General features: G+C 71.5%; 17 protein-coding genes. 12 read left to right on the forward strand and 5 right to left on the reverse strand.

Annotated elements, in window-relative coordinates; all coding sequences use genetic code 11:
* Window positions 1-92 precede the first annotated feature (92 nt).
* The 8 genes from ACFO3J_RS15545 (at window position 93) to ACFO3J_RS15580 (ending at window position 7,691) form a co-directional block, all read left to right on the forward strand.
* The gene (locus ACFO3J_RS15545; RefSeq protein WP_386429978.1) at window positions 93-539 is read left to right on the forward strand and encodes an ATP-binding protein; all 447 of its coding nucleotides are present in this window, start codon (window positions 93-95) and stop codon (window positions 537-539) included.
* A gap of 90 nt (window positions 540-629) precedes the next feature.
* Window positions 630-1,619, forward strand: a complete 990-nt coding sequence (locus tag ACFO3J_RS15550; RefSeq protein ID WP_386429979.1) for a zinc-binding dehydrogenase — start codon at window positions 630-632, stop codon at window positions 1,617-1,619.
* A 177-nt stretch (window positions 1,620-1,796) separates the two neighbouring features.
* Window positions 1,797-2,063, forward strand: coding sequence for a putative ATP-grasp-modified RiPP (gene tgmA, locus ACFO3J_RS15555; RefSeq protein WP_386429980.1), 267 nt, complete (start codon window positions 1,797-1,799; stop codon window positions 2,061-2,063).
* Between the two features lie 3 nt (window positions 2,064-2,066).
* Entirely contained in the window at window positions 2,067-3,065 is a 999-nt protein-coding gene (gene tgmB / locus ACFO3J_RS15560; protein WP_386429981.1) for an ATP-grasp ribosomal peptide maturase, read from the forward strand.
* 40 nt (window positions 3,066-3,105) lie between these two features.
* A complete protein-coding gene (gene tgmC, locus ACFO3J_RS15565) occupies window positions 3,106-4,254 on the forward strand; it encodes an ATP-grasp peptide maturase system methyltransferase (protein WP_386430231.1) in 1,149 nt (382 codons plus the stop codon).
* 125 nt (window positions 4,255-4,379) lie between these two features.
* Window positions 4,380-5,282 (forward strand): helix-turn-helix domain-containing protein, encoded by a 903-nt coding sequence (locus tag ACFO3J_RS15570; RefSeq protein WP_386429982.1) that lies wholly within the window; start codon window positions 4,380-4,382, stop codon window positions 5,280-5,282.
* A 94-nt stretch (window positions 5,283-5,376) separates the two neighbouring features.
* Window positions 5,377-6,348: a hypothetical protein gene (locus tag ACFO3J_RS15575; RefSeq protein ID WP_386429983.1), complete on the forward strand. Its 972-nt coding sequence runs from the start codon at window positions 5,377-5,379 to the stop codon at window positions 6,346-6,348.
* A gap of 545 nt (window positions 6,349-6,893) precedes the next feature.
* Entirely contained in the window at window positions 6,894-7,691 is a 798-nt protein-coding gene (locus tag ACFO3J_RS15580; RefSeq protein ID WP_386430232.1) for an NPP1 family protein, read from the forward strand.
* 81 nt (window positions 7,692-7,772) lie between these two features.
* Here the strand turns inward: ACFO3J_RS15580 and ACFO3J_RS15585 are convergent, their stop codons facing one another.
* On the reverse strand, window positions 7,773-8,690 hold the full coding sequence (locus tag ACFO3J_RS15585) for a transglutaminase-like domain-containing protein (RefSeq protein WP_386429984.1): 918 nt from the start codon (window positions 8,688-8,690) through the stop codon (window positions 7,773-7,775).
* 59 nt (window positions 8,691-8,749) lie between these two features.
* Between ACFO3J_RS15585 and ACFO3J_RS15590 the strand changes: the two genes are divergently transcribed.
* A complete protein-coding gene (locus tag ACFO3J_RS15590) occupies window positions 8,750-8,917 on the forward strand; it encodes a hypothetical protein (RefSeq protein ID WP_386429985.1) in 168 nt (55 codons plus the stop codon).
* A 42-nt stretch (window positions 8,918-8,959) separates the two neighbouring features.
* On the opposite strand, the gene ACFO3J_RS15595 is transcribed toward ACFO3J_RS15590, so the two are convergent.
* Both ACFO3J_RS15595 and ACFO3J_RS15600 read right to left on the reverse strand, forming a co-directional pair.
* Window positions 8,960-9,703 (reverse strand): LuxR C-terminal-related transcriptional regulator, encoded by a 744-nt coding sequence (locus tag ACFO3J_RS15595; RefSeq protein WP_386429986.1) that lies wholly within the window; start codon window positions 9,701-9,703, stop codon window positions 8,960-8,962.
* Window positions 9,700-11,043, reverse strand: coding sequence for an ATP-binding protein (locus ACFO3J_RS15600; RefSeq protein ID WP_386429987.1), 1,344 nt, complete (start codon window positions 11,041-11,043; stop codon window positions 9,700-9,702). The genes ACFO3J_RS15595 and ACFO3J_RS15600 overlap by 4 nt, the downstream gene beginning before the upstream one ends.
* Window positions 11,044-11,208: 165 nt before the next feature.
* Here ACFO3J_RS15600 and ACFO3J_RS15605 point away from each other — a divergent pair, with 165 nt between their 5' ends.
* On the forward strand, window positions 11,209-12,486 hold the full coding sequence (locus ACFO3J_RS15605; RefSeq protein WP_386429988.1) for a PspC domain-containing protein: 1,278 nt from the start codon (window positions 11,209-11,211) through the stop codon (window positions 12,484-12,486).
* Entirely contained in the window at window positions 12,483-12,701 is a 219-nt protein-coding gene (locus ACFO3J_RS15610; RefSeq protein WP_386429989.1) for a hypothetical protein, read from the forward strand. Before ACFO3J_RS15605 ends, ACFO3J_RS15610 begins: the two co-directional genes overlap by 4 nt.
* Here ACFO3J_RS15610 and ACFO3J_RS15615 read toward each other — a convergent pair.
* A complete protein-coding gene (locus ACFO3J_RS15615) occupies window positions 12,652-13,215 on the reverse strand; it encodes a DoxX family protein (RefSeq protein WP_386429990.1) in 564 nt (187 codons plus the stop codon). The two genes, ACFO3J_RS15610 and ACFO3J_RS15615, sit on opposite strands and share 50 nt — an antisense overlap.
* Before the next feature lie 164 nt (window positions 13,216-13,379).
* The gene (gene guaA, locus ACFO3J_RS15620; RefSeq protein WP_386430233.1) at window positions 13,380-14,921 is read right to left on the reverse strand and encodes a glutamine-hydrolyzing GMP synthase; all 1,542 of its coding nucleotides are present in this window, start codon (window positions 14,919-14,921) and stop codon (window positions 13,380-13,382) included.
* Between the two features lie 389 nt (window positions 14,922-15,310).
* Here guaA and ACFO3J_RS15625 point away from each other — a divergent pair, with 389 nt between their 5' ends.
* On the forward strand, window positions 15,311-15,682 hold the full coding sequence (locus ACFO3J_RS15625) for a chorismate mutase (RefSeq protein WP_386429991.1): 372 nt from the start codon (window positions 15,311-15,313) through the stop codon (window positions 15,680-15,682).
* Window positions 15,683-15,849 lie beyond the last annotated feature (167 nt).

Here is a 15,849-nt window from a genome sequence, read left to right on the forward strand (position 1 = left end):
GTCGTGACTCCCGAGATTAACGCGATCCGCACACGCTGTGATCGGCGAATTGCGAAATCCGCAGCGCTGTGAGCCCGTTGAGGAACGCGTCCATGAGCCCTTCCAACCAGCCGTATCCGACGACCGCGCCCGCCGATGGAGTTGAGTGGCGCCTGCCCCGCCACCCCCGTACCGTCGGCCGGACCCGCACCCTTTTCATCGAACAAGCGAAAGCGTGGCAGCTGCCCCGGGACACCGCCGAGACGGCGACGCTGCTGCTCAGCGAGTTGGTGACCAATGCGGTCCGTCACTCGCGGGTACCCGGGCGCCAGATCGGCGCTCGATTCCAGCTACTCAGCGCGACCGTCCTCCGCGTCGAGGTGTCGGACGCTGGGAACGGCCTGCCCGTGCTGCGTAGGTCGGCGCCCGACGACGAGTCAGGGCGGGGGTTGGCTCTCGTGGAGGCTCTCTCCCGAGCCTGGGGTTCGTACCGGCGCCCGTACAGCATCGGCAAAACCGTCTGGTTCGAACTGGACGTCGTAGGACCGAAGACGGAGTGACGACACGACTGCGGCCAGAGGCGCCGGGCGGGGCCGGCGCCTAGCGTCGGGGGCGCAGTGGAGGTCAACGACGAGGGAGGGACATCCGTCATGCGCGCGATCGTGGTGCGGCAGTTCGGCGGCCCGGAGGAACTTCGGCTGGAGGAGGTGCCGGATCCGGTGGCCGGACCGGGAGAGGTGGTCGTGGAGGTCGAGGCCACCGGGATCCAGTTCGTGGAGACGCAGGTCCGGACCGGGAGCCTGCAAGGGGTGTCGCCGATCGCCCCGAAGGCGCTGCCCTGGACGCCGGGGCGCGATGTGGCCGGAGTCGTCGCCTCGGTCGGGGAGGGGGTCGATCCCGCGCTGATCGGCCGGCGGGTGGCCGGTCAGACGGCTCTCAGCGGCGGGTACGCCGAGCGGGCGGTGCTCCCGGTCAGCAATGTGCATCCCTTGGCCGAGTCGCTGGGGAGCGTCGAGGCGGTGTCTCTCCTCGGCACCGGCCGGACGGCGATCGGGCTGGTGGAGACGGCGGGGATCGGCAAGGGCGACATCGTGCTGGTGGAATCCGCCGCCGGGGCGGTCGGCACGCTCGTCCTGCAACTCGCCCGCGCGGCCGGGGCCGAAGTGCTGATCGGGCTGGCCGGCGGCGAGGAAAAGCTCAAGCTGGTGCGGGAGTTCGGCGCGGACGTGGCGATCGACTACACCCAGCGGGACTGGCCGGAGCAGGTCCGGCAGGCGGCTCCCCAGGGGGTGACCGTCGTCCTGGACGCCCTCGGCGGCGAGACCGGGACCAGCGCCTTCGAACTGCTCGCTCCCGGTGGGCGCTTCATCATCTTCGGCTTCTCCAGCGGCAGCATCACCCAACTCGACCCGGCCGCCGTCGCCGCCCGCGACATCACCGTCACCTCCTACTTCGGCCCCCCGACCGGCCACCGCGGCCCCGACGTCCAAATCCGCCAAACCCGCGAGGCCCTCACCGCGGCGACCGAAGGCCGCCTCCACCCCCTCATCGGCCAAACCTTCCCCCTCGCGGACGCCGCCGCCGCCCACACCGCCATCACCACCCGCACCACCGTCGGTAAAACCGTCCTCCTTCCCTGAGCCCCGCCAGCCCCCGGGACGAGGCGATAACCACAGGTCCGCGACATCACGGAGCGTCCCATTTCCGCGACGGTCCGCGACATCTACGCTTACTGGTCAGAACCCCTGCCGTAGTCGGGTTCTGTTCAGGCCGAGGCCGTCCGGCTCCTCGCCTGAGGTGAGAGAAGGGGACTTCGCATGGAGGCACTCACACCCCAAGCGCCGTGGGCAATGCGGCTGGTCACCGACCGGCTGCCGGTAAACCCGCCGCCGTACACGACCGTGACCTTGGACGAGGCGACACAGACCGCCCGCTACACCGACGCCGTCGGCCGACTGGTGGAAATGGGCAAGCACGGCACCAACAAGGCCAAGGGCACCGCCTCGGTTTCCGGCGGAGGCGACGGCCAGGTCCCTCAGCCGCAGAGTCAGGACGACAACACCACCGACTACGAGTCGGACTGACCAGTGGCTCCTCCCGTTCTGGTCGTCACCTCCCTGGAGGACGTCACCGCCGACCTGGTCATCGCCGCACTCAACGAGCGCGAGGTGCTTGTCGTCCGGGTGGACCCGGGCGATATCGGGCCCGGCCTGACGTTCGGCGCCCGCATCGGCGCCGGTGTGCCAACTTGGGCCGGGCGGCTGCGTACGACAAGCCGCGAGGTGGAGTTGGGGGAGGTGGCGGCGGTGTACTACCGCCGCCCTACCCCGTACACCGCCCGGTTCGCCCATCTACCCTCGCAGCAGCGGGACTTCGCTGTCGCCGAGGCCCGGCACGGCCTCGGCGGCGTCCTGCACAACCTGCGCGACGCGCGGTATGTGAACCACCCGGCCGCTGTCAGCCGAGCCGACTTCAAGCCCGCCCAGCTGCAATGCTTCGCTGAACTCGGGTTTACCATCCCGGCAACACTCATCACCAACGACGCCAAGCAGGCGCGGAAGTTCGCCGCGGAGCACAACCGCGTCATCTACAAGCCGTTCCGTGGTCTGCCGGTGGGCGAGGACGGGAACGCCGGAGCGATCTGGGCTCAACGCGTCGATCCGGGCTCCTCCGACGACTCGCTCACCGTAATGCCGCACTTATTCCAGGCCGAGGTCCCCAAGACCGCCGACGCACGGGTCACTGTGGTCGGGCGAAAGGTGTTCGCCAGCCGGATCGAGGCACCGGACGGTTTTCTGGACTGGCGCCGCGGTGACTGGAACAGCCTCGTCCACATGCCCATCGGCGTCCCGGCGCTGATCGAGACCGCGCTGCACAGCTACCTGGACTCTTTCGGCCTGGCCTTCGGCTGTTTCGACTTCGCGCTCACCGGAGACTGGCACCTGCCCGAATCCTGGACGGCCCTTGAGTGCAATCCGAACGGGCAATGGGGCTGGCTGCCCGAAGCCGATGCCATCGCCGAGGCGTTCGCCGACGTCCTGGGCGGAGAGGAAGAGGTGGTCCGTGACCACGCCCACCGGTCCTGAGGCCGGCATCGAGAGCGACGCAGTGAATCTGCGTGCGGCCATGGCGAAGGCCGTCGTCACGGATGGCGTCGTCATCGATGCGGCGTGGCGGCGGGCGGTCGAGACCGTGCCACGGCACCGGTTCGTGCCCGGCTTCTATCTGCCCGCCGTTGAACGCGATGGGCAGGGGCTGACCGTGTGGGAACCTGTCACCGCCGGGCTGGACCATGGTCGGTGGCTGGCTGCCGCGTACTCCGACAGCACGCTGATCACGCAGTTCGACGGCATCGAGGTGGACTGGCGGCAGCCGAGCGTCCGGCACGGTGGGGCGCCGACCTCGTCGTCCACCCTGCCATCGCTCGTGCTGCGGATGTGGGCGGACCTCGATGTCGCGGAAGGGAACGCCGTCCTGGAGATCGGCACCGGGACCGGCTACTCCACCGCGCTGGCGTGCGAACGCCTCGGGTCCGCCGTCCTCACCAGCATCGAGGTGGACCCGTACCGCCTGGAGACGGCGGCGGACGCGCTGTACGGCTCGGGCTACGCCCCCACGCTCGCGGTCGCGGACGGGCTGTACGGCTACTGGCCCGAGGCGCCGTTCGACCGGATCATCGCCGCGTGTTCGTTCCGCGCTGTCCCACCGGCTCTTGTCGCCCAGACCAGCCCCGGCGGGAAGATCCTGCTCACCCTCAGCGGCTGGCTCTACGGATACGCCCGCGTCCTGCTCACCGCCCAGGGCGACGGCTCCGCCGAAGGCCAACTGCTCGACGGCACCGTCTCCTTCATGTCTGCACGGACGCACGCCGCCCCGGCGTTCGGGAACCCCGCCCACTGGGCGGCCGGCCTCACCGAAACCGGCCGCGAGGCGGAGCACAGTCCGGAGCGGATCACGGCCGCCACCGACGAAGCCTTCCATCTGAGATTCCTCGCCCAAAGCGCCGCGCCGGACGCGCAGATGACCATGGTCGGTGGAGTGGTGCACCTGATCGACGTCATCAGCGGATCGGCCGCCACCCTCACGCCGGATGACGGCACATGGCACGTACGGCAAGGAGGTCCGGTCCGGCTGTGGGATCGCATCGAGACGGTCCTGAGCGCGTACGACGAAGCGGGCCGGCCTGGGCCGGAGACGTTCCGATTGCGCGTGGACGACAGCGGCCAGCAGCTACGCCATCCGCAGATGCCCGACCTCCAGTTGCCGAGGCCCTGAGCAGGGGTGCCCGCGTGACGCCCGCCGGGGTTCGGCACCGCCGGGCTCGGGCCGGGACTGACCCCCGGGATGCCTACCCCAGTGGGGTGAGGCGGGGAGCGGTGGGGGTGCGCATACTCGGGGCTATGGATGAGAACGGGGGGCTCGCCGACTTCCTGGTGGCACGCCGGGGACAGGTGCGGCCCGAGGACGTGGGGCTGCGGACCTATGGGGAGCGGCGGCGGGTGACGGGGCTGCGGCGGGAGGAGCTCGCGATGCTCGCGGGGATCAGCGCGCCCTATTACGCGCGGCTGGAGCAGGGGCAGTCGCGCAACGCCTCGCGGGAGGTGCTCGACGCGATAGCGAGGGCCCTGCGGCTGGATGAGTCCGAGCGTGCTCATCTGCACGACCTGGCGCGTACCGCTGGACGGGGCAAACCGGTCGGCCGGCCGCGCGCCGAGCGCGTGACTCCGGCGACCGGAGCTCTGCTGGCGGCCATCGAGGGCACTCCCGCCGTCGTCCTGGGCCGCCGCAGCGACGTGCTGGCCTGGAACCCGCCGGGGCACGCGCTGTTCGCCGGCCATCTCGATCCGGGCAGCCCCGACGAGCCCGGCCGCAGGCCGAACATGGCCCGGCTGGTGTTCCTCGACGCCCACACCCGCGAGCTGTACGCGGACTGGCCCGCCAAGGCGAAGGCCGTGGTCGGCAATCTGCGGCTGACGGCCGGGCGGTATCCGGACGATCCGCTGCTGGCCGGGCTGATCGGCGAACTGACCATGCGGAGTGCGGAGTTCGGCGCGATGTGGGCCGATCACCGGGTGCTGGCCTGCGATGTCGCCGATTACGAGATGCGGCACCCCTTGGTCGGGACACTGACCGTCACCCAGCAGACGCTGCAGAGCCCGCAGGGAAACGGTCCGGCGCTGGTAGTGGCCACCGCCGCGCCCGGCTCGCCGTCCGCGACAGCCCTGGCCCTGCTCGCCCACGCCACCGCGTCTCAGGCCGTGCCCTCGCCGCGCTCCGGCGCCCGAGCCCGTACCGCCACCTGATCAGCGGTCGGCAACACCACCACCACACCACGTCGGCACCGCACCGCGGCTGCCGCATGCCCGAAAACACTGCCCGAGAACAGTGAAGGAACCGATGTCCAAGCGAAGCATCAAGCTCACCGTGTCGGCCATATTGGTCGCCGCGGCCGCCCTCACGGCCGCCGCGCCGGCCGAGGCGCTGACCCCCGGCGGGCCACTCAGCGACATACGGATCGCCGACCACTTCGACCTGGCGGCCGGCCAGCTGCCGGAGAACATCAGCCTGCTGCCCGACGGCACGGCCGACGTCACCTTCGCCGCCAGCCGCCAGGTCGCCCAGGTCAGCCCCCGGGGCACCACGCGCATCCTGGCCACGCTGCCCGCGCCCGCCGACGGCGGGGTCAACACGCCCGCCCTCGGCTTCCCGCTGGCCACCGGCATCGTCCACACCTCGGACGGCACGGTGTACGTGCTCTACGCGACCGGCACCGCCGATCTGACCGGACTGTGGCGGCTGCGCCCCGGCCGCACTCCGCAGCGCATCGCCGCGCTGCCCGCGAACGGCCTGCCCAACGGGCTCGCGCTCGACGAGCGGGGCAAGCGGTTCTACATCACCGACTCGGTGCTCGGCACCGTATGGACCGTCCCCGTCACCGGCGGCACCCCCACCGCGTGGTCCACCGCCCCCGAGCTCGCCGCCGCCGGCTTCCTCGGCGCCAATGGCGCGAAGGTGCGCGGCGGCGCCGTGTGGGTCACCAACCTGGACCGGGGCACCCTGCTGCGCATCCCGATCCGCGCCGGGAACCGCGCGGGGGCGCCGCAGGTCAGGGCGTCGGGGCTGGCGGGTATCGACGACTTCGCCTTCACCGGCCGCGGTGACGAGATCCTCGCCGCGCTCAACTCCCCCAACCAGGTCGTACGTATCCGCCCCGACGGCACCAGCAGCACTGTCCTGGACGCCGCCGACGGACTGCAGAACCCCACCTCCGTCGCGCTGCGCGGCAACGACGTGTACGTGCTCAGCGCCGCCTACACCACCGCCACCGACCCCAACCTGCTCCGCGCGCAGCTGCGCGACCGCTTCTGACCACCCGGGCATAAGGAGCCGCCCGCGCGCCCCGGCCACGCCCGGCGGGCGGCTCCCCCGGTCCGGTGGGCGGCCCACTCCGGCTCATGAATGCGAATACGGTGGTCGGGGAAAGGACGGCCTGGGGCTGTGTCTCCGCCAACCCGCGCAATTCGCTTCGACGTCGCCGTGGATTTCCAGGAGAAATCCTGCGAACTGGTCGCGCAAGACCTCGACGTCACCGTATCGGCCGCGCTCAAGACCCCTGAGTGCCCCCGTATGCTCCCGGTATACCGGCGCCGCCCCGGTATGTACCGCTGGGTCGTGGAATGCTCCCCGGCTTCCACGGTTCGCGTTCAGGCGATAGTGCGCCAATGTTCAGTTGTCATGCTTGCGCCATGTGTCGCCCCGGGCTAATTTGATGCCGCACCACGGGAAGCAATGCGCCTGCCAAAACTTCCCGGTGGCGTGAAATCAATTGATCCCGGTGCGAGGAATCCAGGCGCGGACCCTTGCTTCCCCTTTATGGCTAAGGAATTGGTGTGCGCGGCATGCTGTCACCGACGATGAATCCCGGGAACGAGGCGTCCAGCCCCAAGCGTCCGAGGAGGCTCCGCCGGTCCGCGCTGGCGAGCGCGCTCGGCGCGGCGGCGCTGGTCATGGCGCTCCCGGGCAACGCGAGTGCGAATGTGCTCACGCTTCTGCCCCAGAACGCCGACGGCCTGGAGCAGTCCTTCTCCCCGGCCTACGACTACGACACGGACGGCTGCTACGCCACCGCCGCGATCGGCGCCGACGGCACCCTCAACCCGGGCCTGAAGCTGGGCGGGGACGTCAACGGGCACTGCCACGACTACGCCCAGCTGGCCAACGCCAACACGTACTCGCGGGAGAAGTGCAACAACGACTGGTGCGCCGTGGTGTACGCCAGCTACTTCGAGAAGGACCAGGCCACCCTCGGCCCGGCGGCCATCGGGCACACCCACGACTGGGAGCACGTCGTGGTCTGGATCAACAACAACCAGGTCCAGTACGTCTCGGTGTCCCAGCACTCCGGCTACAAGGTGGCCCCCAGCTCCCAGCTGCGGTTCGACGGCACCCACCCGAAGGTCGTCTACAACAAGGACGGCGCCTCGACCCACGACTTCCGCTTCGCCAACAACAACGACGAGCCCCCGGAGAACGCCACCGGCGGCTGGTTCTACCCCCGCCTCGTCGGCTGGAACGGCTACCCCGACGGCTTCCGCGACAAGCTGATGAACGCCAACTTCGGCGAAGCCACCATCAAGATCAACGACGCCAATTTCGACTACGCCCTGGCCCACTCGATGCCGTCCGGCATCCCCTTCGACCCGAACGCGTAACCCGAACGCGTAAGCCGACCTCCCACCCGGCAAGGTGCGGACGCCGAACTCCCGGCGCCCGCACCTACGGGAAGCCGCCGGTCAGCGCAGGGTGACCTGGCGGGGGCCGTTGAAAGGGGCCAGGGAGAGGACGGTGCGGGGGGTGCGCAGGGTGGCGGTTGTGGTGAAGAGGGTGCGGGCCGCCTCGTAGGGGACGTCGGGAGCGGCGGTGATGGTGGCGGTGCGGTCGTAGAGGGTGCGGATGTCGTCGGTCATGTCGTCGTCGCTGCTCGCGCCGGCGCCCCAGATGTCCCACAGCAGGGTCTCGGTCTTGTTGAGGGCGGCCAGGTCGAGGCGTACGCTCCCGGCCACGAACCACTCGCCGACCAGGGGTCCTTCGGGCTGGACGCCGAAGGTCTTCGGGTCGGCGGCGCCCGAGCGGATGGTCTGCCAGGCCGAGCCGGCCACGAGGAAGCGGTCGCGGGGGACGTCCATCGGGTCGAAGTCCACCGGGAAGCGGGCGGTGATCGCGGGGTCGGCCAGCTGGGCGTCGGCGAGCAGCCAGCCGCGGGCGTCGTCCCAGTACTCGGTGACGACATGGTCGAAGTGGAAGCCGTCCGTGCCGAAGTAGTCCGCGAAGCCCGACCGCAGCCGGGCCGGGACCCCGGCGTGCCGCAGCATCGAGACGTGCAGCAGCGTGAAGTCCCGGCAGGTGCCGACGAACCGGTCGCCGTACGCCCGCCGCACCGTCAGCGGCGCGTCGTCGCGCGCCACGATCAGCCGCAGGATGTCGTCCACATACCGCGTCTCGGCGTCGTCCCGCATCCGGTCGGCGGGGATCGCGGCCCCGAACTGTTCGCCTTCCAGCCGGTGGATCACCACGTCCCGCACCACCCGCGCCAACTCCCCGACCCCGTGCGGCAGTCCGCCGTACCACCCGGCCATCTCCCCAGGCTCGGAGACGACGCTCTGCGAGGAGTAGTAGGCGGCGGCATCCGGTGCGAGCCGTACAGCGGTCATGGCGGAACCCCCATCAGCAATCGGCCACACGTTCGACTGGCGGGCCGTCGCGTTCCACCGTGCCAAATTTCGCCGGGAAATGTCCACCCTCCGGCCGGGAGCGCACGGCGTTCGCCAGCGAGCCGGTACAGCAGCTGCTCAACGAGGGCCAGAGTGCGCGCATCGCGGACGCGCTGCGCACCCTGGCGGGCACGCTGCTCGGCGGCGGGGCCGCGCGCGGCGAGTGACGGCGGCCGGCCGACCGCCCGGAGCGGCTGCCCCGGCCCCGCTCAGACCAGCCGCCTCGCCGTCGCCCAGCGCGTCAGCTCGTGCCGGTTGGACAGCTGCAACTTCCGCAGCACCGCCGAGACATGGGACTCGACCGTCTTGGCGGAGATGAACAGCTGCTTGGCGATCTCCTTGTACGCGTAGCCGCGGGCGATCAGCCGGAGCACCTCGCGTTCGCGCTGGGTGAGGCGGTCGAGGTCCTCGTCGACCGGGGGCGCGTCGGTGGAGGCGAAGGCGTCCAGGACGAAGCCGGCCAGGCGCGGGGAGAAGACGGCATCGCCGTCACGTACGCGGAAGACGGAGTTGACCAGGTCGGGCCCGGTGATGGTCTTGGTGACATAGCCGCGGGCGCCGCCGCGGATGACGCCGATCACGTCATCGGCCGCGTCGGACACCGAAAGCGCCAGGAAACGCACCGGGTTGACCGGGTCGGCCATCAACGCCGCCGAGCGGCGCAGCACTTCCACCCCGCCGCCGCCGGGCAGGTGCACATCGAGCAGGACGACCTCGGGGCGGGTGGCGGCCACCACGGCGACCGCCTGGTCGACGTCGGCGGCCTCGCCGACGACCTCGACCCCGGTCTCCTCCGTCGCGCCGATCTCCGCCTGCACACCGGTACGGAACATCCGGTGGTCGTCCACCAGCACCACCCGGACCCGCCGCCCGGCGGCGCCCTCGGAAGCCGCGCCCTCCGCGGCCGGACCCTGGAAGGCCGGACCCGATCCCGTACCCGTGTCAGCGCTCATGCCGTCGCCACCCTCTCCATCTCCAGCTCCACTTCCGTACCCCCGCCCGGCGCGGGACGCAGTCGCGCCTGCCCGCCGTTGCGCTGCATCCGCCCGATGATCGACTCCCGGACGCCCATCCGGTCGTCCGGCACCTGATCGAGATCGAAGCCGGCGCCGTGGTCGCGGACGGAGACGAAGACCCTCGACTCCTCGACCTCCGCGTAGACCTGGACCGCTTCGGCCGCGGCGCCGGTGGAACTGCCACCGTACTTGGCCGCGTTCACCATGGCCTCCCGCGCGGCCTGCATCTGCGCCGACAGCCGCTCGTCCAGCGGGCAGTCGCCGACGCACACCACCTCGACCGGCACCCCGTGCGCGTCCTCCACCTCGGCCGCCGCGGCCCGTACGGCGTCGGCCAGCGTCGTCGGCTCGTCGTCGCGGCCGGTGCCCTCGGGGCGGTACAGCCAGGCCCGCAACTCGCGTTCCTGGGCGCGGGCGAGCCGGGAGACCTCGCGGGGGTCCTCGGCGTTGCGCTGGATCAGGGTCAGGGTGTGCAGCACCGAGTCGTGCACGTGCGCGGCGACTTCGGCCCGCTCCTGGGCGCGGATCCGCATCAGCCGCTCGGCGGACAGGTCCTGGGTGAGACGGATCAGATACGGGCCCGCTATCAGGGCCACCCCGACCAGGACGGCCAGCGCGGCTTGCAGGATGCCGCCGAGGTGGCTGCCGGAACCGCGGACCACGATGAAGCCGGTGACGCCAGCGACGACCAGGCCGACCCCGGCCGCCGCCCGGGCCAGCGGCCAGAACCGCTTGCCGTGGCTCATCTCCACCCAGCGGGCCTTGCGGGCGTTGTCCGCCTGCCGCCACACCAGGGCCACGCCCAGCGCGATCACCAGCAGCGGCCACACCGCGCGGTTGGCGGCGCCGAGGTTGAGGTTGTCCACCAGGATGCCGGTGCCGACGGCGAGCGCGATCAGCGCGATGATCTGGCCCTTGTCGGGCCGCTTGCCGGCCAGCCAGGAGCGGGCGTCCCTGGGCTCCTTGGCCTCCGCGACCCCGCCCACGCCCAGCGGCACGAAGAACCAGAAGACCGCGTAGAGCAGCAGGCCTATGCCGTTGAAGGCCGACAGGACCAGGAAGAACACCCGGACCCACAGCACCGGCAGCCCCAGGTGCCCGGCCAGCCCGCGCGCCACCCCGCCGACCATGCGGCCCTCGGAGCTGCGGTAGAGCTTGCGCACACCGGAGGCCTCCGGGCCGGGCGCGGACAGGAAGGACGCCCCCTTGGGTCCCCCGGTCCCGGGCCCGGGCGGCGCACCGGTACGCGCCCCGGTGGGCGGGCTGGTCGCTGACATACCCCGATCGTCACACAGGCCCCGTACCGGGAGCATCAGGGTTGACCCCCGAGATCCCGGCCGCCCCGCCGCCACCGCCCCGGCCGGCCCCCAGGGGACGGATCAGGGACGTACCAGGGTCGGACCGGGTGCCCGCCGCCCCGCCGACCGGTCACCATAGGGCCTATGACGGACCAGCCCGCGGACACCGCCGCTCCCGAGGACACGTCCGAGGACGCCTCGGACCGGCCCAAGCTCGTCCGCGGGCGGGACGAGCGCAAGGTGCTGGCCGGTGTCTGCGGGGGCGCCGGGCGGTACTTCGACGTCGATCCGGTCATCTTCCGTGTCGTGCTGGTCGTGCTGTCCCTGACCGGCGGCATCGGTCTGATCATCTACGGCATGGGCTGGCTGGTCATCCCGCAGGAGGGCGAACGGCAGAGCGAGGCGCACCGGCTGCTGTCCGGCCGGATCGAGGGCGCGCCGATGACCGCCGTGCTGATGGCGCTGGTCGGCTGCGGCCTGTACGCCTCGATGATCGGCAACGGCGCCAACCAGGCCTTCTCGCTGCTGCTGCTGGCCGCCACGGCCGGCGCCGTCTACTGGTCGCAGCAGCGCCGCAGGACACCGGAGGCGGTCTCCCCCGACATGGCCAACGCGGTGGCCGACGCGCCGCCGGCCGTGCAGGCGCCGCCGGGCCCCTTCGGCTCGCAGTCCGCGCCGTCCTGGTGGCGGGAGCCGCTCAGCAAGGAACCGCCCTATCTGTGGGGGCCCGACGACGGGCCGTACGGCCGGGAGGACAAGGCCGCCTGGCGGGAGAGGAAGAAGGCCGACCGCAAGGCGGACCGGGGTTCCTGGCTCTTCGGCTTCAGCGTCTTCCTGCTGGCGGTGACCGCGGGGGCCGTCGGGGTCGGGGCCTCCTGGCGGTACGAACCGGTCGGCACCAGCGCCGAGATCGGCCTGTCGGCGGCGCTCGGCGTCCTCGGGTCCGCCTTCGTGCTCGCCTCGTTCGCCGGCCGGGCCCGGGGCGGGACCGTCTTCCTGTCGGTCGTGACCGTCGCCGGTCTGGTCGCCGCGGCGTCGCTGCCCAAGAGCGGGCACGGCCTGGGCGCCACCACCTGGCGGCCGGCCACCCCGACCGCCGTCCAGCGGCTCTACGAACGCGGCGCCGGCACCGCCACCCTCGACCTGCGGTCGCTGCCGCTGGGCGGCGCCACCGTGATCACGGAGGTCAAGGTCGGCGCTGGCCAGGTGGTGCTGCGGCTCCCGAGCGACGCCGTCGTCGTCATCGACTACACCCTCGGCCTCGGCCGGGTCGTCCAGCCCGGGAGCACCGAGGACGGCGTGCACCTCCGGCGCCACCGGCACCAGGTGCTGACCTACCGCCCGCCGGACGGCACCGCCGTCACCGGCACCATCGACCTCGACGTGGATCTCGACGTCGGACAGCTGAAGGTGATCCGATGAGACGGCACCGCTTCGAGCCGGGCGCCCTGGTGATGGGCCTGGTCCTGCTCGCGGTCATGACGGCCTTCGTGCTCGACGCCTGCGGGGTGTGGGACCTGTCCGACCCGCACCGCTCGGTCCCGATCGCCGGGACCGGGCTGGCGCTGGCCGCCGTGACCGCGATCGTCACGCAGGGTGTTCGGAGCGTACGGGGTCGTGCGCGCCGGCGCCGCTGACGCCGTCCACCACGGTGGCTCCGCCCACCGCCGGCCGGCCGCCCGCGGCGGTCCCGCGGCGCTGCTTGATCAGCGCGTCCAGCGACAGATAGGGCGTGCCGGCCAGCACCAGCGGCAGCCACGCCATCAGATAAGCGAGGTCGTTGCCGTAGTAGTAGGGCGTGGTCGACCAGCTGACGGTCAGCCACAGGCTGAGCGAGATCAGCGCGCCGCCGAGCGCCGCCACCCGCCCGAGCAGCCCGAACAGGATGCCCAGCCCGGCCGCCAGCTCGCCGAGGGCGATGGCGTACCCGAAGCCGTGCGGCGCCTTGAGGGCCAGATCGATCATCGCCGGTATGGCGGCCTGGTCGTGGGAGCCGTGCAGGATCTGCACCAGCGAACCGTTGGCCGAGTCGGTGAAGAAGGTATCGCTGGTCAGCTTGTCGAGGCCCGCGTAGATGAAGGTCACACCGAGGAAAATCCGCAACGGCAGCAGTGCGTAGCGACGAGCGGTTTCCCGCCACACCTCAAGCATCGTCTCCCGCCTCTCCCGCCGTCCGTGCTCCCGGGTGGAAGCGATGGTTCGGAACGGCCGCGTTCACCGGGATATACGTACACCCGCGGCCTGTGTCTCAGCCTCGGGCCGGAAATTCGGGCGAACCCCGGAATTTCCGGCCCGGCGGACGGCGTGGGCGGGATTCACTCCCACTCGATGGTGCCCGGCGGCTTGCTGGTGATGTCCAGCACGACCCGGTTGACGTCCTTGACCTCGTTGGTGATGCGGGTGGAGATCTTGGCGAGAACGTCATAGGGCAGCCGGGACCAGTCGGCGGTCATCGCGTCCTCCGAGGAGACCGGGCGCAGCACGACGGGGTGGCCGTAGGTGCGGCCGTCACCCTGGACACCGACCGAGCGGACCTCGGCGAGCAGGACCACCGGGCACTGCCAGATCTCGCGGTCCAGGCCGGCCGCGGTCAGCTCCTCGCGGGCGATGGCGTCGGCCTCGCGCAGCAGGTCGAGGCGCTCGCGGGTGACCTCGCCGACGATCCGGATGCCGAGACCGGGACCGGGGAAGGGCTGGCGCTGGACGATCTCCTCGGGCAGGCCGAGCTCCTGGCCCACCATCCGGACCTCGTCCTTGAACAGCTGGCGCAGCGGCTCCACCAGCTGGAACTGAAGGTCTTCGGGCAGCCCGCCGACATTGTGGTGCGACTTGATGTTGGCGGTGCCGGTGCCGCCGCCGGACTCCACCACGTCCGGGTAGAGGGTGCCCTGCACCAGGAACTCCACCGGCTGGTCGTCCGGCGCGGCGGCGACGATCTCGGCCTGCGCCTGCTCGAAGACCCGGATGAACTCCCGGCCGATGATCTTGCGCTTCTGCTCCGGGTCGGACACCCCGGCCAGCGCGGTGAGGAACCGCTCGGCAGCGTCCACCACCTTGAGCTGCACGCCGGTGGCGGCCACGAAGTCCTTCTCGACCTGCTCGGTCTCGCCCTTGCGCATCAGCCCGTGGTCGACATAGACGCAGGTCAGCTGTGATCCGATGGCCTTCTGCACCAGCGCGGCGGCGACCGCGGAGTCGACCCCGCCGGACAGGCCGCAGATCGCCCGGCTGCCGCCGACCTTCTCGCGGATGAGCGCGAGCTGCTCCTCCACCACGTTCGTGGTCGTCCACGAAGGGGTGATGCCGGCGCCGCGGTAGAGGAAGTGCTCCAGGATCTGCTGGCCGTAGGTGGAGTGCAGCACCTCGGGGTGGTACTGCACGCCGTACAGCCGCGCGGCGTCGTTCTCGAAGGCGGCGACCGGGACGACATCGGTGGACGCGGTGACGGTGAAGCCCTCGGGCGCGGCCGAGCAGGCGTCGCCGTGGGACATCCACACCGACTGCTCGGCGGGGGTGCCCTCGAAGAGGGTGGAGCCGGGCTTGGACACGGCCAGCGAAGTACGGCCGTACTCACGGGCGCCGGTGTTGTCCACGGTGCCGCCCAGCGTGGTGGCCATCAGCTGGAAGCCGTAGCACATGCCGAAGACCGGCACTCCGGCCTCGAACAGCGCCCGGTCGAGCGTCGGGGCGCCCTCGGCGTAGACGGAGGCGGGGCCGCCGGACAGGATGATCGCCCGCGGCCTCTTGGCGAGCATCTCCTCGACCGGCATGGTGGACGGCACGATCTCGCTGAACACCCGGGCCTCGCGGACACGGCGGGCGATGAGCTGGGCGTACTGCGCCCCGAAGTCGACCACGAGGACGGTGTCGGTGACCGGGTCGGTGACGGGGTCGGAGACCGTGTCGGTGAGGGTGTCGGTGACGGCGCTCGGGGTGTTCTCGGGAGCGGCTGGGGTCGCTGATGCCACGGGCGGCCTTCCGGCGGTTGCTGCTGGGGGATTCGGGTCCGAGTCTACCCGGGGTGAGCAGGGCGCCTTGCGCTCGGCCCGGGGCGGTGGTCCATACTGGGCGCCATGCAGATCGACGTCTTCGCGTTTACCTATGGCACCGGCCGGTCCGGCTGCCTGGGTCGTGTCGCGTGAACTGCTGACAAGCGACGTAACAGGCGCCCCGGGCCACTGGCCCGGGGCGCCTGTTCGCGTCCGCGGTCCGGGGCCCGGGGTCGGACGACCCGAGGAGCAGACACATGACCGAGAGTGCGACCGCGCGGGCCCAGCAGCCCGCGGAGCCCGAAGCGACCCGGCCGGGCACCGAAACCGGCACCAGCACCGGCACCGGCACCGGCACCGGCACCGGCACCGGCATCAGCACCGACACCGACAGCCTGATCGCCGGGAAGCGGGGCCGGATCGACGACCTCGATGCCCGGATCATCGCCCTGGTCGGCGAGCGCATGGCCCTGTCCGCCGAGATCCAGACCGCCCGGATCGGCTCCGGCGGTCGTCGCCTGCACCTGAACCGGGAGATGGAAGTGCTGCGGACCTACGGCGAGGCGCTGGGCAAGCCCGGCACCGCGCTGGGGATGACGCTGCTGGAGCTGTGCCGGGGCCGGGTCTGAGACGGCCGGGGCGGCCCACCGCGGCCGAGTCATCACGCGCGCGAGGCGACTCCTTTCAGGGGGATCACCCGAACGGCACGTGACCGCCTCGCGGCCCCTTCGTTGGAGGGAGTGTCCGTGCCAGCCAGGGGCGGTCACCCAACACCACGCGTGGAAAGAGGACACCG

The sequence above is a fragment of the Streptomyces polygonati genome (assembly GCF_042650325.1).
Classification (GTDB): Bacteria; Actinomycetota; Actinomycetes; order Streptomycetales; family Streptomycetaceae; genus Actinacidiphila; species Actinacidiphila polygonati.

Excerpts from the sequence above, each read along its gene's own strand:
- ACFO3J_RS15545 (WP_386429978.1), top strand. The coding sequence starts at position 93 with ATGAGCCCTTCCAACCAGCCGTATCCGACGACCGCGCCCGCCGATGGA.
- ACFO3J_RS15550 (WP_386429979.1), top strand. The coding sequence starts at position 630 with ATGCGCGCGATCGTGGTGCGGCAGTTCGGCGGCCCGGAGGAACTTCGG.
- tgmA (WP_386429980.1), top strand. The coding sequence starts at position 1,797 with ATGGAGGCACTCACACCCCAAGCGCCGTGGGCAATGCGGCTGGTCACC.
- tgmC (WP_386430231.1), top strand. The coding sequence starts at position 3,106 with ATGGCGAAGGCCGTCGTCACGGATGGCGTCGTCATCGATGCGGCGTGG.
- ACFO3J_RS15570 (WP_386429982.1), top strand. The coding sequence starts at position 4,380 with ATGGATGAGAACGGGGGGCTCGCCGACTTCCTGGTGGCACGCCGGGGA.
- ACFO3J_RS15575 (WP_386429983.1), top strand. The coding sequence starts at position 5,377 with ATGTCCAAGCGAAGCATCAAGCTCACCGTGTCGGCCATATTGGTCGCC.
- ACFO3J_RS15580 (WP_386430232.1), top strand. The coding sequence starts at position 6,894 with ATGAATCCCGGGAACGAGGCGTCCAGCCCCAAGCGTCCGAGGAGGCTC.
- ACFO3J_RS15585 (WP_386429984.1), bottom strand. The coding sequence starts at position 8,690 with ATGACCGCTGTACGGCTCGCACCGGATGCCGCCGCCTACTACTCCTCG.
- ACFO3J_RS15595 (WP_386429986.1), bottom strand. The coding sequence starts at position 9,703 with ATGAGCGCTGACACGGGTACGGGATCGGGTCCGGCCTTCCAGGGTCCG.
- ACFO3J_RS15600 (WP_386429987.1), bottom strand. The coding sequence starts at position 11,043 with ATGTCAGCGACCAGCCCGCCCACCGGGGCGCGTACCGGTGCGCCGCCC.
- ACFO3J_RS15605 (WP_386429988.1), top strand. The coding sequence starts at position 11,209 with ATGACGGACCAGCCCGCGGACACCGCCGCTCCCGAGGACACGTCCGAG.
- ACFO3J_RS15610 (WP_386429989.1), top strand. The coding sequence starts at position 12,483 with ATGAGACGGCACCGCTTCGAGCCGGGCGCCCTGGTGATGGGCCTGGTC.
- ACFO3J_RS15615 (WP_386429990.1), bottom strand. The coding sequence starts at position 13,215 with ATGCTTGAGGTGTGGCGGGAAACCGCTCGTCGCTACGCACTGCTGCCG.
- ACFO3J_RS15625 (WP_386429991.1), top strand. The coding sequence starts at position 15,311 with ATGACCGAGAGTGCGACCGCGCGGGCCCAGCAGCCCGCGGAGCCCGAA.